This window comes from Sphingopyxis sp. BE259 (genome assembly GCF_031457495.1).
GTDB lineage: Bacteria > Pseudomonadota > Alphaproteobacteria > Sphingomonadales > Sphingomonadaceae > Sphingopyxis.
In genome coordinates, this window is the sequence record NZ_JAVDWM010000001.1 from 1294453 (window position 1) to 1317574 (window position 23122).

The window sequence follows — 23122 nt, forward strand, 5'->3', positions numbered from 1 at the left end:
GACACCCTGCATGACGGAGACGCCGCTCGTGACGCTGAAACACCTCAAAATAGCCGTGGCCGCGACCCTCTGCGTCGGCGGCGCCAGCACCGTTCTCGCGCAAAATTCGGCGCCGCCGCCGGTTCAGAAAGTGACCGCCGCGACGCCGCCGCCGAAGCTGATCGTGATGGTCGCGGTTGACCAGCTGTCGGCGGACCTGTTCGCCCAATATCGCGGCAAGTTCACCGGCGGGCTCGCCCGGTTGGCGTCGGGCATCGTCTTTCCTTCGGGCTATCAGGCGCATGGCGCGACCGAAACATGCCCCGGCCATGCGACGATCCTGACCGGCCGTCACCCCGGCCCCGCGGGTGTCGTCGCCAATAATTATTTCGATCTGGCGGTCGCGCGCGAAGACAAGCGCATCTATTGCGCCGAGGACGAAAGCGTTGCCGGGACCGCATCGGGCGGCGGCAAATATGCGCCGTCGGTGAACCATCTGCTGGTCCCGACGCTGGGCGATCTGATGAAGGCGCGCGATCCCGCGGCGCAGGTCGTGTCGGTTGCGGGTAAGGACCGCGCCGCGATCATGATGGGCGGACGGAACGCCGACGAGCTGCTGTGGCTCGCCCCCACCGGCCTCACCAGCTATCGCGGCACCACGCTGTCGCCGACCGCGACGCAGGCGGGCGCGGCAATCGCCGCCGCGATCGCGCAGCCGCGTCCCGCGATGATGCTCCCGGCGGATTGCGTAAACCACGACATCGCTATTCCGGTGAATGACAAGGGCGGCACCGTCGGCACCGGCCGCCTCGCCCGCGAAGGCGGCGATTTCCGCCGCTTTATGGCCTCACCCGAAGCTGACGGCGCGGTCCTCGCGACCGCCGCGGCGCTGCGCCAAGCGCGCCGGATGGGCGAGGGCAGCGGCACCGATCTGTTGATCGTCGGGCTGTCGGCGACCGACTATGTCGGCCATGGCGCGGGGACAGAGGGCAGCGAAATGTGCCTTCAGATGACGGGCCTCGACCGCGAACTCGGCGATTTCTTCGCGCGCCTCGACGCGACCGGTATCGATTACGCCGTCGCGCTGACCGCCGACCATGGCGGTCACGACATGCCCGAACGCAACCGCCAGAACGCCTGGCCGGCGGCGCAGCGCGTCGATCCGGCGCTTGCCCCCGACGTGCTGGGCAAAGCGGTCGCCGAAAAGCTCGGCCTGCCGCAGCCGTTGCTCTATGGCGACGGCCCGTTTGGCGACATGTATCTGTCGAAGGCGCTCACCGCCGCGCAGCGCAAGGCCGCGCTCGACGATATTTTGGCCCGGCTCCGCGCGCATCCGCAGATCGAGGCGGTAGTAACAGCCGATGAGCTGGCGCGCCGTCCGATATCGAAGCAGGCACCCGACACCTGGGATCTTCACGACAAGCTGCGCGCGTCCTTCCACCCCGATCGGTCGGGCGACTTCATCGTGGTGCTCAAGCCGCGCGTGACCCCGATTCCCGAATCGGGACTCGGCTATGTTGCGACGCACGGGTCGGTGTGGGATTATGACCGGCGCGTGCCGATGCTGTTCTGGCGCAAGGGGCTGGCGGGGTTTGAACAGCCCAATGCGGTAATGACGGTCGACATTCTGCCGACGCTGGCGTCGTTGATCGGGGTGCCGGTCGATGCGGCCAAAATCGACGGGCGCTGCCTCGACCTGTTGTCGGGGCCTGAAACGAGCTGCCGCTAGGATTTAAGAAACAGGATCATGGTTCAAGATTTGAAGAGTTTTTCCCGCCGACTGCTGCTTGTCGGCTGCGGCAACATGGCGGGCGCGATGCTCGATCGCTGGCTGGCGGCCGGGCTCGACCGCGCCGATGTCGCGATCGTCGATCCGTTTGCAACGCCGCGGGGCGGCGTCGCCCAATATCCGTCGCTCGCCGAATGGAAAGCCGCGGGCGGCGGCGCCGACTGGATCATGCTGGGGATGAAGCCGCAGCAGCTGGGCGATGTCGCCGACATGCTCGCCCCGTTGGCGACCGGCGACGTGCATTTGCTGTCGATCCTTGCCGGCGTGTCGCTCGCCGATCTGGCGGCGCGCTTCCCCGATGCGGGGGCGCAGGTTCGCATCCTGCCCAACCTCGCTGCGCGCATCGGCGCCGGAGTGACCGCCGTCGCGACGCTGGGCGACGCCGATAATCAGGCGATCCACGCGCTGCTCGACCCACTCGGACAGACGGTCACGCTCACCGACGATTCGACGATGGATTTGGTCACCGCCTTTACCGGCAGCGGTCCGGCCTTTGTGTTTCGCCTGATCGAATCCTACGCGGCGGCGGGCGAACGGCTCGGTCTGTCGGGCGAAGATGCGCTGGCCCTCGCCACCGCGACCTTTGGCGGCGCGACGGCGCTGCTCGCCGACAGCGGCGAAAAACCCGGGGTGCTCACCGCGCAGGTGGCGAGCAAGGGCGGCACGACACAGGCCGGGCTCGACGTGCTCGACAGCGAGGGCCAGCTGGCCGCGCTGCTCACCAGCGTGTTGCGCGCCGCGCGCGACCGCGGCCGCGAACTCGCCGATCTGGCGCGGGGCGACGGCTAAACCGGATCGCGCCCCAGCGCCGCGATGCGTTTTCGGTCGCGTACCGGAACCAGGGCTTCACTGACGTGCCAGAACCCGGTCACCGCCTGTTGCCCGGCATGGGTGTAGGCGCGGCTCATCGTGTCGCGGAGCAGCGTAAAGATCGCGGCTTCGATCGTCCGTCCGGCTTCGGTCAGGCGCAGCTCCTTTTGCCGCCGGTCGCGATTGCCCGGCCGCGTCGTCAGCAAGTCGCGCGCTTCCAGTTCTTTCACCACCCGCCCCAGCGATTGCTTGGTGATGCCCAGCAGCGCGAGCAGGTCCGAAATCGTCAACGCCGGTTGCCGCGCAATGAAATAAAGCGCGCGGTAATGCGCCCGCCCGATCTCCTGCTCGGCCAGCTGCGCGTCAATCGACCGCCACAGCGATGCATGCGCGAAAAACAGAAATTCGATGCCGCGGCGCACTTCGTCTTCGCGCAAGAAAAGGGCAGACGCAGCGGGGACTTGTGAAAGAAAATTTTCCTCGGCCATGGTCACTACCGTTGCGCGCCGCGCCGGTCTTTGGCAAGAGGCGCGCACCATAGACCCGCTGATCATAGGTGTTTTCGCATGTCCGCTCCCGCATTTACCCATTTGCCGCACCCCAATCGCGTGGCGGACGATGTGCGCGCGGCGGCGATTGCCGATCCGGCGTTCGGGCGCGTCTTTACCGACCATATGGTGTCGATCCGCTATACCGAGGGGCAGGGTTGGCACGACGCACAGGTCATGCCTCGCGGCCCGCTGACGCTGGATCCCGCGACTGCGGTGCTGCATTATGCACAGGAAATCTTTGAGGGGCTGAAGGCCTATCGGCTCGACGACGGGTCGATGGCGCTGTTTCGGGTCGAGGCCAATGCGGCGCGCTTCAACGCCAGCGCGCGCCGCATGGCGATGGCCGAAATGCCCGAGGAGTTGTTCATCGCCGCGGTCAAGGCAGCCGTCGCCGCCGATGCGGCCTGGTTCCCGCCGGTCGATGGCGGCGCGCTCTATCTGCGTCCCTTCATGTTCGCCAGCGAGGTGTTTCTGGGGGTCAAGCCGGCGGCGGAATATCAATTCCTCGTCATCACCTCGCCGGTCGGAAATTATTTCAAATCGGGCGCCCCGGCGATATCGCTGTGGGTGTCGGAAGATTACACCCGCGCCGCGCCCGGCGGCACCGGCGCCGCCAAATGCGGCGGCAACTATGCCTCCAGCCTGATCGCGCAGCGCGAGGCGATCGCCAAGGGGCACGACCAGGTCGTGTTCCTCGATGCCGCCGAGCATCGCTGGATCGAGGAACTGGGCGGCATGAACATGTTTTTCGTGATGGGCGATGGCAGCATCGTCACCCCGCCGCTGACCGGCACGATCCTGCCGGGCATCACCCGCGACGCGATCATCACGCTGGCACGCGATGCCGGGTTGACGGTGCGCGAAGAACCCTATGCGATCGATCAGTGGCAGGCCGATGCGGAAAGCGGTAGGCTGACCGAGAGCTTTGCCTGCGGCACCGCCGCAGTCGTGACCCCGGTCGGCAAGGTGACGCGCGGCGACACCAGTTTCACCATCGGCGCAGGCGGCCCCGGACAGGTCACCGGGATGCTCAAGGACAAACTCGTCGACATCCAGCGCGGCCGCGCCGCCGATCCGCATGGCTGGGTCACGCGCCTCTAAGGGCTGCCTTGCCAACCTAAGCCGAAGCGTTATAGAGCGCGCTCGCACCGGCCCGTTGGGGCGTCGCCAAGTGGTAAGGCAGCGGCTTTTGATGCCGCCATTCGCAGGTTCGAATCCTGCCGCCCCAGCCAGCCGGTGCGGACTTCCCGCCCTATTCGCCGCGCTGCAGCGTCATCGCGAGTTCTTCGATATCCAGGTCGCGTTCCAGCTCGTGGAGCACCTCGTCCTCGATCAACCCCGCGCGGTGGATTCGGATCAATTCGGCGCGCCCGGCGGCAATCGCCGCCAGCAGTACGTCGAAATGCGATCGCAACCCGACCATTGCGGCCCCTGCGTCGGCTTCATAACGCTCCATGAACCCCAAACGCTTGCGATGTTCTTCGAGCATCATGGGGTGGACGAGCGTGCCATTCTCATCATATGCGAGCTTTTCGATCACTGCGAAGCGCGCGCGGGCCATCGCGGCTTCTGCCGCCGGCATCGCCATTTTGGCGGGCGGATCGGTATCGACCGGCTGGACCCGGCGGATCAGCAACCCAAGGCTGGAGCCTTGCGCGACGACAGTGACAAAGATCACGGCAAAGGCGCAGATCAACATCAGATCGCGCCCCGGCATATCGGTGGGCAGGGTGAGTGGCACCGCCAGCGTCACGACGCCGCGCATCCCGGCCCAGCTCAATACGGTCGCCTGACGCCAGCCAAGCGGACGGGCGCGCTTCAGTCCGGACTTGCCGACGATTTTCAGCACCGCCTCCGACCCGAAAACCCACATGAAGCGCGCGACGATAACGGTCAGCACGACCGCGACGATCAGGACGATCCACGACATCGGCATCGCCCCGATCCCGCCGACACGCTCGATCGCGCCGCGCAGCGAAAAGCCGATCAGAATGAACACCAGCGCTTCGAGGACGAAGACCAGGATCTGCCACCCTGAATTGGCGCGCAGGCGGACGGCGCCGGGCAGGATTTCATGCTGGTACCACCCCAGCGCCAGACCCGCAGTGACCGTTGCGATCACACCCGAAACATGGATGGCTTCGCCAGCGAGATAGGCGGCCCAGCATAGCAGGATCGTGATGAGCATGATCAGCATCGGGTCATCGAAACGCTTGGCGAGGAAAATCCACCCTTTGGCAACCACCGCGCCAACGACGACCCCGCCGACCGCGACGAAGGCAAAGCTCTGCACCGCCTCGCCCGTATGGAATACCCCGCTGAGCGTCGCAGCGACGGCAAAGCGGAACAGGATCAGCCCGGTCGCATCATTGAGCAGGCTTTCGCCCTCCAGCAGGGCTTCGAGCCGCCGCGGCAGATGGACGCCCTTCAGCACCGCGCGCGCCGATACCGCATCAGGCGGCGACACGATCGCGCCGAGCGCGAAGCAGGCGGCCCAGGGCAATTCCGGCACGATCCAGTGCACCACGACCCCGACAATCAAGGTGGTGAATATGACCGCGCCCACCGCGAGCGACAGGATGCCGGGCAGATGGCGACGAAAGCGGCCCAGCGCGGTGTAATAAGCGCCGTCCATCAGCAAGGGCGGCAGGAACAGGACAAGTGCCAGTTCGGGGTCGAGCGAAATCGCGGGCAGACCGGGAATGAACGCCAGCGCGCCGCCGCCGACGAGCAAGGCGGTCGCGGGCGGCCAATTGAGCTTCAGCGCCAGCCAGTGCAGCGCGATGACCAGCGCCAGCAGGCCAAGGACCAGCTCGAAGATTTCGACCGCGTGCATCGGCTCAGGTCCGATGTCGCGGGGTGTCAATTACCGATGTCATGCTGAGCCCCCCAAAGCCGCCCCAACTGCGTCTGATATTGGCGCCCTTTGCGGCGGCGATCAATGCTTTCGGTGACAGGCGCGTGGGGCGAACCTTTATCCCCCGTCCGCCGCGCTCGGCAGCCGCGACGGGGGATGAGGTTGGATGTGCACAAAAAGAACATTAAGTGAACAAATGACGTTCGTCAACCCTAATCCCTCACTTTTTAGAGCAGCGCCGGTCGATTGACGTAAACGTCAATCAACGGCAAGAGTTGGGGGATAAGCGAGAGGGAGAGCCATGGCCGACCAGCCGAAATTCGATCTGACGGGGCGCGTGGCGCTCGTAACCGGCGCGTCGTCGGGGTTGGGCGCGGGCTTTGCCAAGGCGCTCGCCGCCGCAGGTGCCAGGGTCGTGCTCGCCGCCCGCCGCGCCGACAAGCTCGCCGAACAGGTGGCGGCGATCGAAGCCGCAGGCGGGCAGGCGATTGCAGTCAGCATGGACGTCACTGACGACGCATCGACCATCGCCGCCTATGACGCCGCCGAAGCCGCGTTCGGCACCGTCGACACCATCGTCGCGAACGCCGGGGTGGCGACCGAAAAAATGGCGATGGGCCTGTCGGCGGGCGACGTCGATTTCCTGCTCGCCGCCAATGTCCGCGGTGTCTTTCTGACCGCGACCGAAGGCGCGCGGCGCCTCGACAAGGCGGGCAGCCGCGAGAAAGAGCATGGCCGCATCGTCCTGATCGGGTCGATCACCGCCGAGAAAATCTTTCCCGCCACCTCGGTCTATGGCGCAAGCAAGGCGGCGGTGCGCCATCTGGGCAAGGCGCTGGCGCGCGAATGGGCGCGGCGCGGGATCAGCGTCAATGTGATCCAGCCCGGCTATTTCGCATCCGAAATGACCGCCGAGCTGTTCGACAGCGATGTCGGTGCGGCGATGGTCAACAGCTTCCCGCGTCAGCGGATGCGCCCGGCGAGCGACCTGCACGCGCCGTTGCTGATGCTCTGCTCCGACGCGGCGCGGGGCATCACGGGCAGCGTGTTCACCATCGACGACGGGCAGACGTTGTGACTGACGCGCTGCTGATTGAGGCGCGCGGGCAGGTTGAGATCGCGACGCTGAACCGCCCCGACCGGCTCAACGCGCTGAACGAGGGGCTGGTCGATGCGCTCAACGCCTATTTCGGCGGGCTCGCCGAGCGACCCGAAGTTCGCGTCGTTATCCTCCGCGGCGCGGGGCGCGGCTTCTGTGCAGGACTTGATATTCAGGAGGACCGGTCGAGCGACGAAACGCCGGTGCTGCGCACGCTGCGGACCCAGACGCGCATCGGTAACATCTATCGCAAGATGCGCGCCTGTCCGCAGCCGATCATCGCGCTGGGCCACGGCGCGGCGTGCGGCGGCGGGCTGTCGCTGCTGCTGGCGTCCGACGTGCGCTATGCGGCGCCGTCGTTCAAGGCGAACGCCGCCTATATCCGTATCGGGCTGGGCGGTTGCGACATGGCGTCGAGCTATTTCCTGCCGCGGCTGGTCGGCGCCAGCCTGGCGGCCGAGATGATCCTGACCGGGCGGTTCGTCGACGCCGACCGCGCGCTGCGCGCCGGGCTGGTCAGCGAGATCGTCGATGAGGATGCATTGCTCGAACGTGGCCTTGCGCTTGCCGACGAGATGCTGGCGACCAGCCCGCACGGGCTACGCCTTTCGAAACAGGCGCTCAATCTCAACATTGACGCGCAAAGCCTCGATGCCGCGATGGCGATCGAGGATCGCCAGCAGGTGATCCTGTCGGCGACCGAGGATCATCGTGAAGCACTGGCGGCGTTTCTGGAAAAGCGCGCCCCCGACTATCGCGAACGATAGGCCGCGCGCGCCAACTTGACTCACCGATATATTGGCATAGTAAGTGCCAGTATCCCAGGGGGAGGGGGCGATGGCAGTGCGCGTGAGGACCACCAACGTGCCGGGTCGCAAGGGCCGGTTCCGGCGTACTGCCATCATCACCTGCGCCGCAATGTTGGCCGCGACGCCCGCGCAAGGCCAGCCGAAATCGGCTGCACCGCGCCAGCCCAACATCGTCATCCTGCTCGCCGACGACTGGGGCTTCAGCGACGTCGGGGCGTTCGGCGCCGAGTTCGCGACGCCCAATATTGACGCGCTGGCCTATGCCGGAACGCGCTTTGCCAACTTCCATGTCGCGGGATCCTGCTCGCCGACGCGGGCGATGCTCCAGACCGGGGTGATGAACCATCGTAACGGCCTCGGCAACATGCCCGAGACGATCCCCGACCAGCATCGCGGCAAGCCCGGCTACGACACGGTGATGAACCACCGCGTTGTGACGATCGCGCAGCTACTGAAGGCCGCGGGCTATCGCACGTATTTTACGGGTAAATGGCATCTGGGGAGCGACGCGACACGGCTGCCGCACGCGCGCGGCTATGACCGGGCCTATAGTCTGGCCGATGCCGGCGCCGACAATTTCGAACAGCGCCCGATCGAGGGCATGTATGACAGCGCCGCATGGACCGAAAACGGCAAGCCCGCGACGCTACCCAAGGATTATTATTCGTCGCGCTTCGTCGTCCAGAAGATGATCGATTATGTCGAGGCCGACCGGACGAGCGGCAAGCCCTTCCTCGCTTCGATCAACTTCCTCGCCAACCATATCCCGGTGCAGGCGCCCGACAGCGACATCGCGCGCTACGCGGCGCTATACAAGGATGGCTGGACCGCGTTGCGCGCCGCGCGGGCCAAGCGCGCCGCGGCACTGGGCATCGTGCCCGCGGGCGTGCCAATCGTGACGATGCCGACGACCCGCGACTGGCGCAAACTCGATGCCGACGAACGCGCCGCCGCGGTGCGGGTGATGCAGGCCTATGCCGGGATGGCAACCGCGATGGACCGCGAAGTCGGCCGGTTGGTCGCGCATCTGAAAGCGACCGGCGACTATGACAACACGATCTTCGTGTTCCTGTCGGACAATGGCGCCGAGCCGACCAATCCGTTCGGCAGCCTGCGCAACCGGCTGTTCCTCGACATGCAATATGACCTGTCGACCGCCAACATCGGCCGCCGCGGCAGTTTCAGCGCGATCGGACCCGGCTGGGCCAGCGCTGGCGCTTCGCCGCTGTCGGGGTATAAGTTCAGCGCGACCGAGGGTGGGCTGCGAGTCCCGCTGATCATCGCCTGGCCGGGCAATGACCAGGTGCAGGCGGGGGCGATCCGGCATGGGCTGGCGCATGTCACCGACATCCTGCCGACGCTGACCGACCTTGCCGGGGTCGCGGATCATGGCGGCCAGTGGCAGGGCAAGGCGGTCGAACCGGTCACGGGCCGCAGCCTCGTTCCGATGCTGGCCGGCAAAACCGACAGTGTTCATGGCGATACCCCGCTCGGTTACGAACTGTCGGGCAATGCGGCGCTGTTCCGCGGCGATTACAAACTCGTCCGCAACCTTGCGCCGACCGGCGATGGCCAATGGCGGCTGTTCGACCTCAAGACCGACCCCGGCGAGACGCGCGACCTGGCGGCGGTCCAGCCCGCGCGGTACGCGGCGATGCTGGCCGACTACCGCGCTTATGCCAAGGCGAACGGCGTGCTCGACATGCCCGCGGGCTACACCGCCGACGAACAGATCAATCGCTATGCGTTCGAACAGCAGGGGCGCAAGCGGCTGATCCAGCTCGGCCTGTGGGTCGGCGGGATCGGGCTGCTGTTGTCAGCTCTGGTCTGGCGCTGGCGCCGTCGGCGCCGCGTGCGCCGCGGAGACCCGGCGAAGCGCGAAATCGCTGGCGGCTAGCGGATCGCGCCGAGCCCGCTTCAGTGGGACTCGACGATCGTCGCCATCAATGTTTCGGCCATATGCATCGTCACGGTCCCGGCTTCCTCGGCCGACAAGCCCTGATCGTGGCGCAGCGCGCGCCAATTCTGGAACGACAGCGCCGCGCACAGCGCCTCGACGTTGATCCGGTCGATCAGCACCGCGCCGGGCAGCAGCCGGAGCAGCAGGTCGCGTTCCAGCATCACTGTGCGGCCATATTGTCCCATCAGAAACGGGGATTGGTATCGCTTGATGTTGGCCGCGAGGCGAAAGGGCAGCGTCGTTTCGAACACCCGCACGCGGCGGCGGACCAGATCGCGGACATTGGCGCGCCAGTCCTGGTCGGGATAGGGCGCGCTGACGATCGGCATGACCTGTTCGGTGATCGTTGCGGTAATCTCGGCGTAGAGTGCATCCATGTCGTCGAAATGACGAAAGACCGAGCGCAGCCCGATGCCGGCTTCTTCGGCGACGCGCGCCGCGCTGGGCGCCAGGTCGCCGCCGACAATCAACTCCATCATCGCCTCGACGATGCGTTTGCGGCTCGACCTGCCGCGCTCGCGGCGGCCGTCGATCCGCGTCGGTTCGGCCCTGCTCGCAATCGATCTGCTTGCCGCTTTGGTCATCATTCCTCCGCTGGCCCAGCTTGGCGCCGGGGTCAATGGGCTCGTGGTTCGCGAACTTGCGCTGCGCTTGATATAATGACACATATAGTGCCATAATATATCGGGCAAGGGTGGGGATGCCATGACAAAGCGATGGATAGCCGCGGGGGTGGTCGCGGCGTTGGCCGCGGGTGGATATTGGGGGTATCAGGCGAACAAATATCGCCTGCCCGGCCTGATTCAGGACTGGCGCGATCCCGTGGCGCCTAACCGCGCGGTGCTGTGGCAGCAAGGACCGACGACCGCCCCCGCCGAACCGCTTGGCGGCAAACGCCCGCCCAACATCATCCTGATCGTCGCCGACGACCTCGGATTTAACGACATCAGCCTGAATGGCGGCGGCGTCGCAGGCGGCATCGTCAAGACCCCCCATATCGATGCGCTGGCGCGCGAGGGGGCGAATTTTACCACCGCTTACGCCGCCAACGCCACCTGCTCACCGTCGCGCGCGGCGATGATGACGGGCCGCTACCCGACGCGCTTCGGCTTTGAATTTACCGCGGTGCCGGTCCAATTTGCCGAAAATCTGGCGCATGGTGAGGGCGTTGGGCCGCATCGGGCGATCTTCCACAAGGAGCGGATCACGCCCGACATCCCCGACTATCCCGCGATGGGCGTCCCGGCGAGCGAGGTGACGATTGCCGAAGCGGTGAAGGCGGCGGGGTATCACACGCTGCATATCGGCAAATGGCATCTGGGCGAGGCCGCTGCGCTGCAACCGCAGGCGCAGGGTTTCGACGAAAGCCTTGCGATCCTGGCGGGGGGCGCAATGTTCATGGCCGAGGACGATGTCGGGGTCGTCAACGCCAAGCTGCCCTGGGATCCGATTGATCGCTTTCTGTGGGCAAATCTGCGTCACGCGGTGACCTTCAACGGCGGCCCGCGTTTTCACCCCGAGGGGCATATGACCGACTATTTCGCCGATGAGGCGATCAAGGCGATCGACGCGAACCGAAACCGGCCATTCTTCCTGTATCTCGCGTTCAACGCGCCGCATACTCCGCTGCAGGCGACGAAAGCGGACTATGACAAGCTGCCGCAGATCAAGGATCACAAGACGCGGGTTTATGGCGCGATGATCGCGCAGATGGACCGGCGCATCGGCGACGTCATGGCGAAACTGAAGGAACAGGGGATCGATGACAATACCCTCGTCATCTTCACCAGCGACAATGGCGGCGCGTGGTATAACGGGATCGAGCGGTTGAACGCGCCGTTCCGCGGCTGGAAAGCGACTTTTTTCGAGGGCGGTATTCGGACCCCGCTGTTCATGCGCTGGCCGGGGGCGATCGCACCGGGGACGCAGCGCGCCGACGTCACTGGCCACCTCGACATTTTTTCGACCATCGCGGCGGCGGCGGGCGCGGCGGTGCCAAGCGATCGCGTCATTGATAGCGAGAATATCCTCGTCGGCCCGGCACAGCGCGCGGCGATGTTTTGGCGGTCGGGCGACTATCGCGCCGTCCGCGCGGGCGACTGGAAATTGCAAGTGACCAAGCGGCCCGAACAGGCGCGGCTGTATAATCTCGCCAGCGACCCCACGGAAAAAAACAACCTCGCCGCCGCCGATCCGGAGCGCGTCGCGGCGCTGGGCGCGATGATCGACGCGCAGAACAAGGGCATGGCCAAACCGATCTGGCCGGGGCTGGTCGAAGGTCCGGTCCGCATCGACGTCCCGCTGAACGCGCCGTGGCAGGACGGCCAGGACTATATCTATTGGAGCAATTGAGCTGCGCGGGGAGTGCTGCGGCTCGTAAACCAATTCCCTGCGACTGTATATTATGGTGCGGTCGAGAAGACTCGAACTTCCACGGCCTTTCGGCCACAACGACCTCAACGTTGCGCGTCTACCAGTTCCGCCACGACCGCACATCATGATGGGGCCGAACGGGTCCGGCTCCGGGTAGGAGCGGGCGCCTAGCAAAGGTTCCCCAGCGATGCAAGCGAGCTTCGTCGCATTTATTCTTGCCGGTGCGAAGGGCGGTTGCCGCGCCCGTGCTCGCGGTCCGGGCGGTTGTCATCGATCGGACTCAAAAGAGTCACCCGAATGTCACGGCTCTGGCGTCAGACCGTCATCGAATCACCCTAGTGGCGGCTTCACCGGGGGCGAAACATCGTTTGCCGGTGATTTTTCATCAGGGGCGCCGCTCGACCGATCTGGGGGCGCATACCGGGAACGGAGATTTTCATGGCGGCTTTCGCACGCGTTCGTTTGGTCATGCTCAGCGGCGTGGCCTGTTCTATCCTGGCTGCCTGCGGTGCCGACGGGGTTGCCTCGCCCGGTGAAGGCGTGATTGTCATTCCCGCGCCGACTCCGGCCCCAACCCCGACCCCAACCCCGACCCCCACGCCGACCGGCGTGACCCCCGCCGCGAATTGCCCGACCATTGCCGGTCCCGACCAGCTGGCGAACCTCGGCACGATCAGCGGCCCCGGCGGCGAATGGCGCAACTGTGGTTTCCCGACCCGCTTCACCGCGACGACCGCGATCCCGAAGGTGGCGGGCGTCATTTACTCACTCCCCGGCCGCGTCGATGTCGGCACGGATCAGGGCGCAACCAGCACCAACAATGTCGTCACGCTGACGATCGATCCGGGCGTGACCGTGTTCGGCGCGACCGGCGTGTCGTTTCTGGCGGTCAACCGCGGTAACCGCATCGACGCCGTAGGTACCCCGACCCAGCCGATCATCTTCACCGGTCGTGGCAACGTGGTCGGCTCGGCGAACGACCAGACGTCGCAGTTGTGGGGCGGCATCGTCCTGCTCGGCCGTGCGCCGATCACCGACTGCCTCGCCCCTGGTGCGACCCCCGGCACCGCGGCGTGCGAACGCGACACCGAAGGCACCTCGAACGCGCTGTACGGCGGCACGCAGGTTGCCGACAATTCGGGCCGCATGTCCTATGTCCAGATCCGCTATTCGGGCTTCGTCCTGTCGGGCAACAGCGAATTGCAGGGTCTGACCCCCTCGGGCGTCGGCAACGGCACCCAGCTCGACCATATCCAGATTCACAACAGCTCGGACGACGGCATCGAAGTGTTTGGCGGTCGCGTGAACATGAAGCATCTGGTCGTCACCGGCGCCGAGGACGACGGCCTCGACACCGACGTCGGGTACAAGGGCAATATCCAGTATGTCATCGGTGTGCAGCGCGAAGGCGGTGCGGTTGGCGATTCGATGATGGAAATCGACTCGAACGGCAACGAAGACACGACGCCGCGCCAGAATGTGAACCTGTCGAACTTCACCTATATCCACCGCAACACCGCGGCGGGCAACGGCGTGTCGATCCTGGTCCGCGGCGGCGCTGACTACACCTTCGCGAACGGCCTGATTGTGGCGCCCGGCTTCCGCTGCCTCGGCCTCAACAGCGCGACGACGATCCAGACGACTGGTCCCGACGAAGCCGGTCCGCCGCGCTTCTTCTCGGTGTCGATGCAGTGCAACGCTTCGCCGTTCCGCGGCACCAGCGGCGTCACCGATGCACAGGTTCAGGCAATCTTCGAAGGCGGCACGAACAACACCGTCGCCTACACGCCGACGCTGACCAACCTGTTCATCAACGGCGCGACGGAGACCGCACGTCCGGCCTTCGACGCCAAGACGCTGAACGCCTTCTTCGACACCACCGCCTATGTCGGCGCCGTCCGCGACGCCAATGACACCTGGTATCAAGGTTGGACGTGCAACTCGTCGACGGCAAACTTCGGGACCGCCAGCCGCAGCTGCAGCGCCATTCCGACGACCTGATCGCTCGCGATCCAATTGGGGAGCGGGCACGCCTGACGGGCTGGCCCGCTCCCTTCCTGCATGATTTGGGGACTTTCCACATGACCAAGCGGCCGATCTTTGCCAGCCTGCTCCTCCTCAGCTCGGCGCTGGTAGCGCCCGCGGCGCTCGCCCAGGATGTCAGCGGCGGCGCGCCCGCATCCGACACCCCGCCAGTGACCACCGAAGCACCCACCGGCGAAGAACCGGTCGCCGATGATGCGACGGCACCGGATGAGGACGGCGACATTTCGATCCCCGGCGGCGCCGATCAGGAAATCGTCGTCACCGGCCGCTTCACGCCCAACGTGGTCCGCGCGACCCCCGAAGTTGTGTCGGTCCTCTCCTCCGCCGACATCGCGCGGACCGGCGAAGGCGATATTTCAGGCTCGCTGCAGCGCGTCACCGGCCTGTCGGTCGTCGGCGGCGGTTTCGTCTATGTCCGCGGGCTTGGCGACCGCTATTCGCTCGCGCTGCTCAATGGTTCGCCGCTGCCCAGCCCCGAGCCGCTGAAGCGCGTCGTGCCGCTCGACATCTTCCCGTCGAATGTCATCGATTCGACGCTGGTCCAGAAAAGCTATTCGGTGAACTTCCCCGGCGAATTCGGCGGCGGCGTGATCAACCTGACCACCAAGTCCATCCCGCGCGAATCCTTCCTGACCCTCAGCGGCGGGATCGGCTGGGACAGCGAGACGACGAACCAGCTTGGCTATACTTATTATGGCGGCGACACCGACTGGACGGGCTTCGACGACGGTACCCGCGACGTCCCGCCGCTGCTCAAGGCCGCGCTGGCGAGCGGCAAGCCAATCCTCAACGGCGCCGATTTCACCCAGACCGATCTGAAAGCGATCATGGTCGAACTGGTCAATGCGCCGACCACTTTGCTTCAGCAGAATAATCATATTCCGGTCAACTGGTCGGCAGGCGTCACCGGCGGCACGTCGATCGCGTTGCCCGATGGCGAGCTGGGCATCATCGCTACGGCGGGTATCAGCAACAAATGGCGCACCCGCGATGCGATCCAGCAGACGTCGGTCGATCCCGAACTGGCAGGACCGCCGCAGACCGATTTCCGGCGCGTCATCACCGACAATCGCGTCGTCGTGAACGGGCTGCTCGGCTTTGGTCTCGAGCTGGGCGAGCACAAGTTTCGCTGGACCAACCTCTATATCCGCGACACGCTGAAACAATCGCGACTGGGGCTTGGCGTCGATCAGAACGTCCAGCTTCGTGACACGCTGGTGCAGGACACCGCGTGGTACGAGCGTCAGCTAATCAACACCCAACTCGTCGGCGAAATGCATTTCGACCGGCTGAAGCTCGATTTGCGCGGCGGTTACGCCAATTCGCAGCGCGAGGCGCCTTATGAGCGCAGCTTCACCTACATCCGTTCGAACCTGCCGCTCGATCAGGATCCGGTTGGCGACAAGTTCGTCAACGACCTTGGCGGCAACCGCGGCAGCGCGACGGTCGCCTTTTCGGATCTGAACGAGGATCTGTGGTCGGGCGGCGTCGATGTGTCTTATGAGCTGGCGCCGCGCATCACCGCGACCGTTGGCTATGCGTATAGCGACACACACCGCACCGCAGTCCGCCGGGCATTCCAGATCCGCGGCTCGAACCTGCCGATCGCAGTGCAGCAGCTGCGCCCCGACTATCTGCTCTCCGACGCGACGATCCAGCTGTACGACATCACGCTGGTCGAAGCATCGGCACAGGATGGCACGGCGGCGTTCGCAGCCGATCTGACGACCCACGCCGGCTATGCACAAGTCCAGGCCGAGATCCTGTCGGGCGTCAATATCAATGCGGGGGTCCGTTACGAAGACGCCAAGCAGAGCGTCACGCCGATCGACATCTTCGGCACGGGCGGCAGCGCCATCGTCGAGACCAGCCTCAACAATGATTATTGGCTGCCCGCGGTGACGCTGACCTGGGAAGTGGCGCCCGACATGCAGCTGCGCGTCAACGGATCTAAGACGATCGCGCGTCCGCAGTTTCGCGAGCTGATCGCGCAAATCTATCAGGATCCCGAATCGAATCGCCAGTTCCGCGGCAACCCGTCGCTGGTCGACAGCGAGCTGCTCAACGCCGAAGTGCGGTACGAATGGTACTTCGCCAAGGATCAGCGTCTGACGGTGGCGGGTTTCTATAAATCGATCGACAATCCGATCGAAACCTACACGTCGATCAGCACCGACTCGGTGGCCAACTCCAGCTTTGCCAATGCGCCCAAGGCCACGCTTTACGGCGCCGAGCTGGAAGCGCAGAAATACTTCCCGCTCGACACCTTGTCGGATTCTCCCTTTTGGGCGAGCCGCCGCTTGGTCTTGATCGGCAACTACACATTCACCAAGTCGAAAATCAAAGTCGGCGCCGATGACACGACGATCATCAACGGCGTGACGTTGAACGCGTCAGACTTCTTCTTCGATGGCTCCCCGATGACGGGTCAGTCGGACCATCTGGTGAACGTCCAGATCGGGCTGGAGGATCAGGACAATCTGTCGCAACAGACCTTGCTCCTGACCTATGCCAGCCCGCGCGTCACCAGCCGCGGTCCGTCGGGCCAGCCCGATATTCGCGAAAAGCCTGGCATCTCGCTCGATTTCGTGGCGCGGCAGGGGATCAACCTGCTGAACAAGGAAATCGAGCTGAAGTTCGAGGCGCGCAACCTGACGGGCCGTAATTATCAGGAAGTTCAGGAAAACGGCGACAACCGTCTCTTCCTCAACCGCTACAAGCTCGGCCGGACCTTCTCGCTGAGCGCGTCGCTGAAGTTCTGAGCTCATTCGCCCTCCTCGTCAGGAAGGGCGGCGAGACTTGGCAGCTTGCTGCCTAGTCGCAGCGGGTGGAGTCCATCGGCCTTGCGCAAGGCCGATGGACCTCGCCCCAACCCCTCCCCTGAAGGAAAGGGGCTTTCCGACGGCCAACTTCCGCACCAGACTCGCCCACCCGTCAAAAAACTGTAATCTTTCGGTCAACTGATTGTCACCAATCGCCCCTAGGCGATTCGCGACGGCAATTTCAGCCTCAGGGGGACAGGACGATTTCATGGCGACGCTGATGTCCGGATCGGCCTTCAGGCTGCCGCGCGGCTTGCCCGTGTGGCTGCGCGCGGGTCGGCGCTCGCCGCGCGAGATCGGGCCGGTGCTGCTTGCCGCGCTGCTCGGCGCGTTGCTGGTCTGGCAACTCGTCCGTCTGCTGTGGACGGTCATGACGCCGCTGTCGCCGCTGGGCGCGTGGCAACCGCAGGCCGCGGTCATCGCCTCGCCCGCCGAACGCCGCGCGCTGTTCGCCAGTTTCGATCCCTTCTTTCGCAGCGCCCCGCAGGGTCCGGCTTCGGCGACGGTGACCGCGCTCGGACTGACGCTGTTCGGGATCAACATCAACGAAGCGACCGGCGGCGGGTCAGCGATCATCGCGGGCGAGGACGGGGTGCAGACCAGCTATGCCGTCGGCGACGAGATCGCGCCGGGCGTCAAGCTCGTCGGCGTCGCCTTCGATCATGTGCTGCTCGACCGCGGCGGTGCGCGCGAAAGCCTGTTCCTCGATCAGAGCGGCGACGCCGCGGTCGCCGCGCCGGCAACGCCGCTGCCCGCGCCGACCCCCGAAGTCGGATCGACGGCCGCGACCGGCGTTAGCGCCAGCGGCGAAATGTCGCCCGCGACGCTCAAGGCCGGGGTCGGCTTTGCGCCGCGCGCCGAAAATGGCCGCGTCACGGGGCTGGTCGTCCAGCCACAGGGTGACGGCGCGGTGTTCCGCGCCGCCGGGCTGCGTCCGGGCGATGTTATCCGCTCGGTTAATGGGCGCCCGATCGGGTCGGCGGGCGATGCCGCCGCGCTCGCCAATCAGATTGGGCCGGGCGCCCGCATTTCGCTCGAAGTCGAACGCGGCGCCAGCGTCGTTCCCGTCGCCATCTTCCTCTCGAAGCAATAGGTTTTATGCGTCTCAAATTGTCCCTGATGCTTGCTGCCGCGCTGGTTTCCGCTGCGCCGGTCCCCGCGGTCGCCCAATACACCCTCAACGTCCGCGACGCCGACATCCGCGCCTTCATTCAAGATGCGGCGCGGATCACCGGGCGGACCTTCGTCATCGACGGCCGCGTCAACGGCAAGGTGTCGGTGGTGACCGACCGGCCGCTGTCGCGCAGCGAATATTTCGAGATTTTCCTCTCGACCCTGCGCTCGAACGGTCTGGTCGCGGTGCCGGGCCCGAACGGCAGCTACCGCGTGCAGCCGATCGACGGCGCCGCGGCGCAGCCGGGCCGCATCGGCAGCGGCGGCGCGGCGCAGAACCAGTTCGTCACCGAAATCATCCGCCTGCGCCACATCGATGCCGTGGCCGCGGTCGAAACGCTACGCCCGTTGGTCAGCGCGCAGGGATCGCTGACCGCGAACCGCAACGCCAACAGCCTGGTTGTCGCCGATTTCGCCGACAATATCCGCCGCATCCGCGCGCTGGCGTCGAGCATCGACCGCGACAGTTCGACCAGCCAGATCGTCACGCTGAAAAATGCCGGCGCGCGCGAAATTGCGGCCGCGCTGACCGCTTTGGTCCCGGCGGCGGGCGAGGGCGCACGGGCGCCGGTTGCGATCGTACCGATCGACAGCAGCAACGCGATCGCGCTGCGCGGCGATCAGGCGATGGTCGCGCGCTTTGTCGCGATGGCGACCGACCTCGATCAAAAGGCGGCGGGCGGCACCGAGCTGCGCGTCTATTGGCTGGAACATGCCAATGCCGAAACGCTGCTACCGACGATCCAGCAACTGGTCGGCGGCGGCAGCGATCCGGCGCAAAAGGCGGGCCTGCCGCCCGCGACCACCTCTTCGTCATCGGGCGGCGGGACGAGCACCCCGACGCCTGCCCCGGCGGCACCCGCCAATGTCTCCACGGGTGGTTCGGGCGGCAGCATCGCCACCCGCGGCCCCGCGATCGTCACCCGCTACGAAGGCGCCAACGCGATCATCGTCGCCGCCAACAGCGACGTCCAGCGCATGCTGGGCGAGTTGATCCGTCAGCTCGACAGTCGGCGGCAACAGGTGCTGGTCGAGGCGATCGTCGTCGAGATCGGCGACGATGCCGCCAAGCGGCTGGGCGTCCAGTTCCTGCTCGGCGGCAAGAATATCCCGTTCGTTGCGACCAGCTACAGCAATGCGTCGCCGAACATCCTGACCCTCGGTGGCGCCTATGCCGCCAATCGGCTGTCGCAGGAAACGACGACCGTCAACGGCAACACGACCGTGACCCAGACGAACAGCTCGCTGGGCAACAGCTTGCAGGAAGCGGCCGCGGCGTCGCTGCTCACCGCGACCGGGGGTTTTGCTGGTTTCGCGGGCGACATCGGCAAGAACACGATTTTCGGCGCGATCATCAACGCGGTGAAATCGGACACGACGTCGAACCTGCTGGCGACCCCGCATATCGTCACCCTCGACAATCAGGCGGCGAAGTTCCTGGTCGGCCAGGACGTGCCGATCACCACCGGCGAACAGCTGGGCGACAATTTCGAAAACGCCTTCCGCACCGTCCAGCGCGAAGAGGTCGGGATCAAGCTGGAAGTGACGCCGCAGGTCAATGGCGCGGGCGAAGTGAAGATGTTCCTGCGCCAGGAAGTGTCCAGCGTCGCCGGGCCGGTATCGTCTCGCAACAGCGACCTGATCCTCAACAAGCGCGCCTTCGAAACCGTGCTGACCGTCGACGACGGCGAGATTCTGGCGATTGGCGGGCTGCTCAACGATGACGAGCGCAAGACGATCGAGCGCATCCCGCTGCTCAGCGACATTCCGCTGCTCGGCGAACTGTTCAAATCGCGCAGCCGGACGCGGTCGAAAACCAATCTGATGGTGTTCATCCGCCCGACGATACTGCGCAATCGCGAGGATAATGCGGCGCTGACCGCGCGGCGTTATGGCTATATCCGCGACTTCCAATTGCAACGTAATCCCGATGAGGAGCCCGCGATCGATACGCTTGTGCGCGATTATCTGGGCGCGGTGCCGCCGGTGCCGACCGAGGCAACCGCCGCCGACATCACCGTCGGGCCGGTCAATCTGCCCGAACTGCGCGGTCCGGATGGCCGGGTGATTTCGACCGATGTCCCGCCGTCGATCTCGAACGCACCCGCGCCGCCGACCGGAGACTATCCGTGACCGACCCCGAACCGATCGTCGCGCCCGCAGCGCCGGTCGACATTCCTTATGGCTTCGCGCGTCAGCATGGCGTGGTGATCGCGCCGGGCGAGGGTGGTGCGTGGCTGGCCACGTTGCGCGAAGATGCCGACCCCGCGATCCTGATCGAGGTCAAACGCTACCTTGCCCAGCCGCTGCGCGTCGCGACCGCCAGCGTCGCCGATTTCGACCGGTTGCTGTCCGACCATTATGCCGTCGATAGTTCGGCGGCAGCGATGGCGGGGTCGGTCGGTGGCAACGACGTCGATTTCAGCCTGCCCAGCGCCGAAGATCTGCTCGACAGCGCCGACGACGCCCCCGCAATCCGCCTGATCAACGCGATCATCGCCGAAGCGGTGCGGCAGGGGGTCAGCGACATCCATATCGAACCCTATGAAAGCGGCCTTGTCGTGCGGATGCGGACCGACGGGGTGCTGCGCGAACATTTGCGGATGCCGCCGCACGTCGCCCCCGTCGTCGTCAGCCGTATCAAGGTGATGGCGCGGCTCGACATCGCCGAACGCCGCGTGCCGCAGGACGGCCGCATCGGGCTGACGCTGGCGGGCAAGGCGGTCGACGTGCGCGTCTCGACTTTGCCCAGCCGCGCGGGCGAGCGGGTGGTGATGCGTATCCTCGACAAGGATGCCGCGGGGATCGATTTCGACGTCCTCGGCCTGTCGGGCGCCGCCGACCAGATCCTGCGCGAGGCGCTGGCCGAACCCAATGGCATCATCCTGGTCACCGGGCCGACCGGATCGGGCAAGACGACGACGCTTTACGCCGCGCTCAAGCAATTGAACGACGGCCAGCGCAATATCCTGACCGTCGAGGATCCGGTCGAATATGCCGTCGACGGTGTCGGCCAGACGCAGGTCAACAGCAAGGTCGGGCTCGATTTTGCGGCCGGGCTGCGCGCTATTCTGCGCCAGGACCCCGACGTCGTGATGGTCGGGGAAATCCGCGACCGCGAGACCGCCGATATTGCGGTGCAGGCGTCGCTGACCGGGCATCTCGTGCTGTCGACCGTCCACACCAATGACGCGGTGGGAGCGATCACGCGCCTGAAGGATCTGAAGGTCGAGCCCTTCCTGCTCGCCTCGACGTTGCGCGCGGTCATTGCGCAGCGGCTGGTCCGCAAATTATGCGATCATTGCCGCGAACCGGTGCAGGCCGACAACAGCGTCGCCGCTATGCTCGGGCTCGACATCGGCACCGTCATCTGGCTTCCGAGGGGCTGCGACCAGTGCGGCGGCACCGGCTACAAGGGCCGGATCGGGGTGTTCGAGGCGATCAAGGTCGACGAAACGGTGCGCCGCTATATCTACAATGGCGGCGACGAGGCGATGATTACGCGCCATGCCTTTCTGAAATCGCCGACGCTCGCGTCCGCAGCGCGGGCGATGGTTGCGAAGGGGCTGACCACGGCCGAGGAGGCGATCCGCATCGCGCGGCGCGAGGAAATCGATGCCTGATTATCGCTATGTGGCGATCGATCCACAGGGCCGCGAGCGCAGGGGACGGCTGACCGCCGCCAACGACGATGCGGCGCGCGCCGATCTGGTGCGGCGCAAATTCCATATCGTCGCGGTCGAGGCGGCGGGGGCCAAGCCCGCGAGCCGGTCGCTGCTCGCCTTCCGCCGCGCGCGGCTGAGCAGCAAAGACCTCGCACTGTTCACTCGCCAGCTCGCGACGCTGGCCGAAGTCGCGCCGCTCGAAGAGGCGCTGCGCACGCTGACCCGGCAGAGCGAGGCGGAAAGCGCCCGCACGATCATTGGCGACGTCCATGCCGGACTGCTCGAAGGCCGCCGCCTCGCCGACGCGATGGCACGTCAGCCCGCCAGCTTCCCGCCGCTCTACCGCGCGATGGTCGCGGCGGGGGAAACCACCGGCAGCCTGACCACCATCCTCGCCCGCCTCGCCGATCTGCTCGAACGCCAAGCCGAGGTGCGCGGCAAGCTCATCGCGGCGCTCGCTTATCCGATCGTGCTGGCGGTCGTCGCCATCGGCGTCGTCGCGGCGCTGATGATCTTTGTCGTCCCGCGCGTCGTCGAACAATTCACCGATGTTGGCCAGCAATTGCCGTTCCTGACCCGCGCGGTGATCGCAATTTCGGGCTTTGCCGCCAGCTGGTGGTGGCTGATCGCGCTGCTGATTGTTGCCGCCAGCTTCGGCTGGGCGGCGGCGATGCGCCGCCCGGCGTTCAAGGCGCGCGTCGATGCGCGGTTGCTCCGCCTGCCTTTGTTTGGCCGCCTGCTGCGCGATCTCTACGCGGCGCGTTTTGCGCGGACGCTGGCGACGATGGTGTCGAGCCGCCTGCCGCTGGTCGACGGGTTGCGGCTGACCTTGCCCACGATCCGCAACGCCGCGCTGGCCAGCGCGACCGCGGCGATCGTCGATCAGGTCCGCGCCGGGGGCAGCCTGTCGGCGGCGCTGCGCGACGCAGGCGTGTTCCCGCCGTTGCTGGTTTACATGACCGCCAGCGGCGAGAGCGCCGGGCGGCTGGAGGTGATGCTGGAACGCGCCGCCGATTATCTGGAGCGCGAATTCGACCGCTTTACGGCGGCGTCGATGGCGTTACTCGAACCTGTCATAATAGTCCTTATGGGGTCATGCGTTGCCCTGATCATCCTCGCCATTCTGCTGCCGATCCTTCAGTTGCAGAATCTTGCCGGAATATAATAGATGTCGCTGATGCAGCTTTTC

At 65.7% G+C, this 23122-nt stretch carries 16 protein-coding genes and 2 tRNA genes; 14 read left to right on the top strand and 4 right to left on the bottom strand.

The features are described 5' to 3' along the window. Positions 1-10: 10 nt before the first annotated feature. Together J2X44_RS06320 and J2X44_RS06325 are read left to right on the top strand one after the other, a co-directional pair. Positions 11-1708: an alkaline phosphatase family protein gene (locus J2X44_RS06320; protein ID WP_310088680.1), complete on the top strand. Its 1698-nt coding sequence runs from the start codon at positions 11-13 to the stop codon at positions 1706-1708. An 18-nt stretch (positions 1709-1726) separates the two neighbouring features. After that, on the top strand, positions 1727-2557 hold the full coding sequence (locus tag J2X44_RS06325; RefSeq protein ID WP_310088681.1) for a pyrroline-5-carboxylate reductase: 831 nt from the start codon (positions 1727-1729) through the stop codon (positions 2555-2557). On the opposite strand, the gene J2X44_RS06330 is transcribed toward J2X44_RS06325, so the two are convergent. After that, positions 2554-3066, bottom strand: a complete 513-nt coding sequence (locus J2X44_RS06330; protein WP_310088682.1) for a MarR family transcriptional regulator — start codon at positions 3064-3066, stop codon at positions 2554-2556. The genes J2X44_RS06325 and J2X44_RS06330 overlap by 4 nt on opposite strands. A gap of 78 nt (positions 3067-3144) precedes the next feature. Between J2X44_RS06330 and J2X44_RS06335 the strand changes: the two genes are divergently transcribed. Next, a complete protein-coding gene (locus J2X44_RS06335) occupies positions 3145-4230 on the top strand; it encodes a branched-chain amino acid aminotransferase (RefSeq protein ID WP_310088683.1) in 1086 nt (361 codons plus the stop codon). Positions 4231-4286: 56 nt separating this feature from the next. Then, positions 4287-4361 (top strand) — tRNA-Gln (locus J2X44_RS06340). Between the two features lie 20 nt (positions 4362-4381). On the opposite strand, the gene J2X44_RS06345 is transcribed toward J2X44_RS06340, so the two are convergent. After that, positions 4382-5965 (bottom strand): Na+/H+ antiporter, encoded by a 1584-nt coding sequence (locus tag J2X44_RS06345; RefSeq protein ID WP_310088684.1) that lies wholly within the window; start codon positions 5963-5965, stop codon positions 4382-4384. A gap of 322 nt (positions 5966-6287) precedes the next feature. On the opposite strand from J2X44_RS06345, the gene J2X44_RS06350 reads away from it, so the two are divergent. From J2X44_RS06350 to J2X44_RS06360, 3 genes are all read left to right on the top strand, one after another. Continuing rightward, positions 6288-7064, top strand: a complete 777-nt coding sequence (locus J2X44_RS06350; protein WP_310088686.1) for an SDR family NAD(P)-dependent oxidoreductase — start codon at positions 6288-6290, stop codon at positions 7062-7064. Then, positions 7061-7852, top strand: a complete 792-nt coding sequence (locus tag J2X44_RS06355; RefSeq protein WP_310088687.1) for an enoyl-CoA hydratase-related protein — start codon at positions 7061-7063, stop codon at positions 7850-7852. Before J2X44_RS06350 ends, J2X44_RS06355 begins: the two co-directional genes overlap by 4 nt. Before the next feature lie 82 nt (positions 7853-7934). Further along, the gene (locus tag J2X44_RS06360) at positions 7935-9791 is read left to right on the top strand and encodes an arylsulfatase (RefSeq protein ID WP_310088688.1); all 1857 of its coding nucleotides are present in this window, start codon (positions 7935-7937) and stop codon (positions 9789-9791) included. Between the two features lie 20 nt (positions 9792-9811). Here the strand turns inward: J2X44_RS06360 and J2X44_RS06365 are convergent, their stop codons facing one another. Then, positions 9812-10438 carry a TetR/AcrR family transcriptional regulator gene (locus J2X44_RS06365; protein WP_310088689.1) on the bottom strand — a complete coding sequence of 209 codons (627 nt, stop codon included), beginning with the start codon at positions 10436-10438 and terminating at the stop codon, positions 9812-9814. Between the two features lie 121 nt (positions 10439-10559). Between J2X44_RS06365 and J2X44_RS06370 the strand changes: the two genes are divergently transcribed. Then, a complete protein-coding gene (locus J2X44_RS06370) occupies positions 10560-12206 on the top strand; it encodes a sulfatase-like hydrolase/transferase (protein ID WP_310088690.1) in 1647 nt (548 codons plus the stop codon). Positions 12207-12259: 53 nt separating this feature from the next. Here the strand turns inward: J2X44_RS06370 and J2X44_RS06375 are convergent. After that, a tRNA-Leu gene (locus tag J2X44_RS06375) sits at positions 12260-12346 on the bottom strand. 319 nt (positions 12347-12665) lie between these two features. On the opposite strand from J2X44_RS06375, the gene J2X44_RS06380 reads away from it, so the two are divergent. The 6 genes from J2X44_RS06380 (at position 12666) to gspF (ending at position 23098) form a co-directional block, all read left to right on the top strand. Then, on the top strand, positions 12666-14228 hold the full coding sequence (locus J2X44_RS06380) for a hypothetical protein (protein ID WP_310088691.1): 1563 nt from the start codon (positions 12666-12668) through the stop codon (positions 14226-14228). Between the two features lie 80 nt (positions 14229-14308). Beyond that, positions 14309-17035 (top strand): TonB-dependent receptor domain-containing protein, encoded by a 2727-nt coding sequence (locus J2X44_RS06385; protein ID WP_310088692.1) that lies wholly within the window; start codon positions 14309-14311, stop codon positions 17033-17035. A 268-nt stretch (positions 17036-17303) separates the two neighbouring features. Beyond that, on the top strand, positions 17304-18188 hold the full coding sequence (locus J2X44_RS06390; protein WP_310088693.1) for a type II secretion system protein N: 885 nt from the start codon (positions 17304-17306) through the stop codon (positions 18186-18188). Between the two features lie 5 nt (positions 18189-18193). After that, positions 18194-20401, top strand: a complete 2208-nt coding sequence (gene gspD / locus J2X44_RS06395) for a type II secretion system secretin GspD (protein WP_310088694.1) — start codon at positions 18194-18196, stop codon at positions 20399-20401. Then, positions 20398-21891, top strand: coding sequence for an ATPase, T2SS/T4P/T4SS family (locus tag J2X44_RS06400; protein WP_310088695.1), 1494 nt, complete (start codon positions 20398-20400; stop codon positions 21889-21891). The genes gspD and J2X44_RS06400 overlap by 4 nt, the downstream gene beginning before the upstream one ends. Next, positions 21884-23098, top strand: a complete 1215-nt coding sequence (gene gspF / locus J2X44_RS06405) for a type II secretion system inner membrane protein GspF (protein WP_310088696.1) — start codon at positions 21884-21886, stop codon at positions 23096-23098. The genes J2X44_RS06400 and gspF overlap by 8 nt, the downstream gene beginning before the upstream one ends. The last annotated feature ends 24 nt before the right edge of the window (positions 23099-23122 follow it).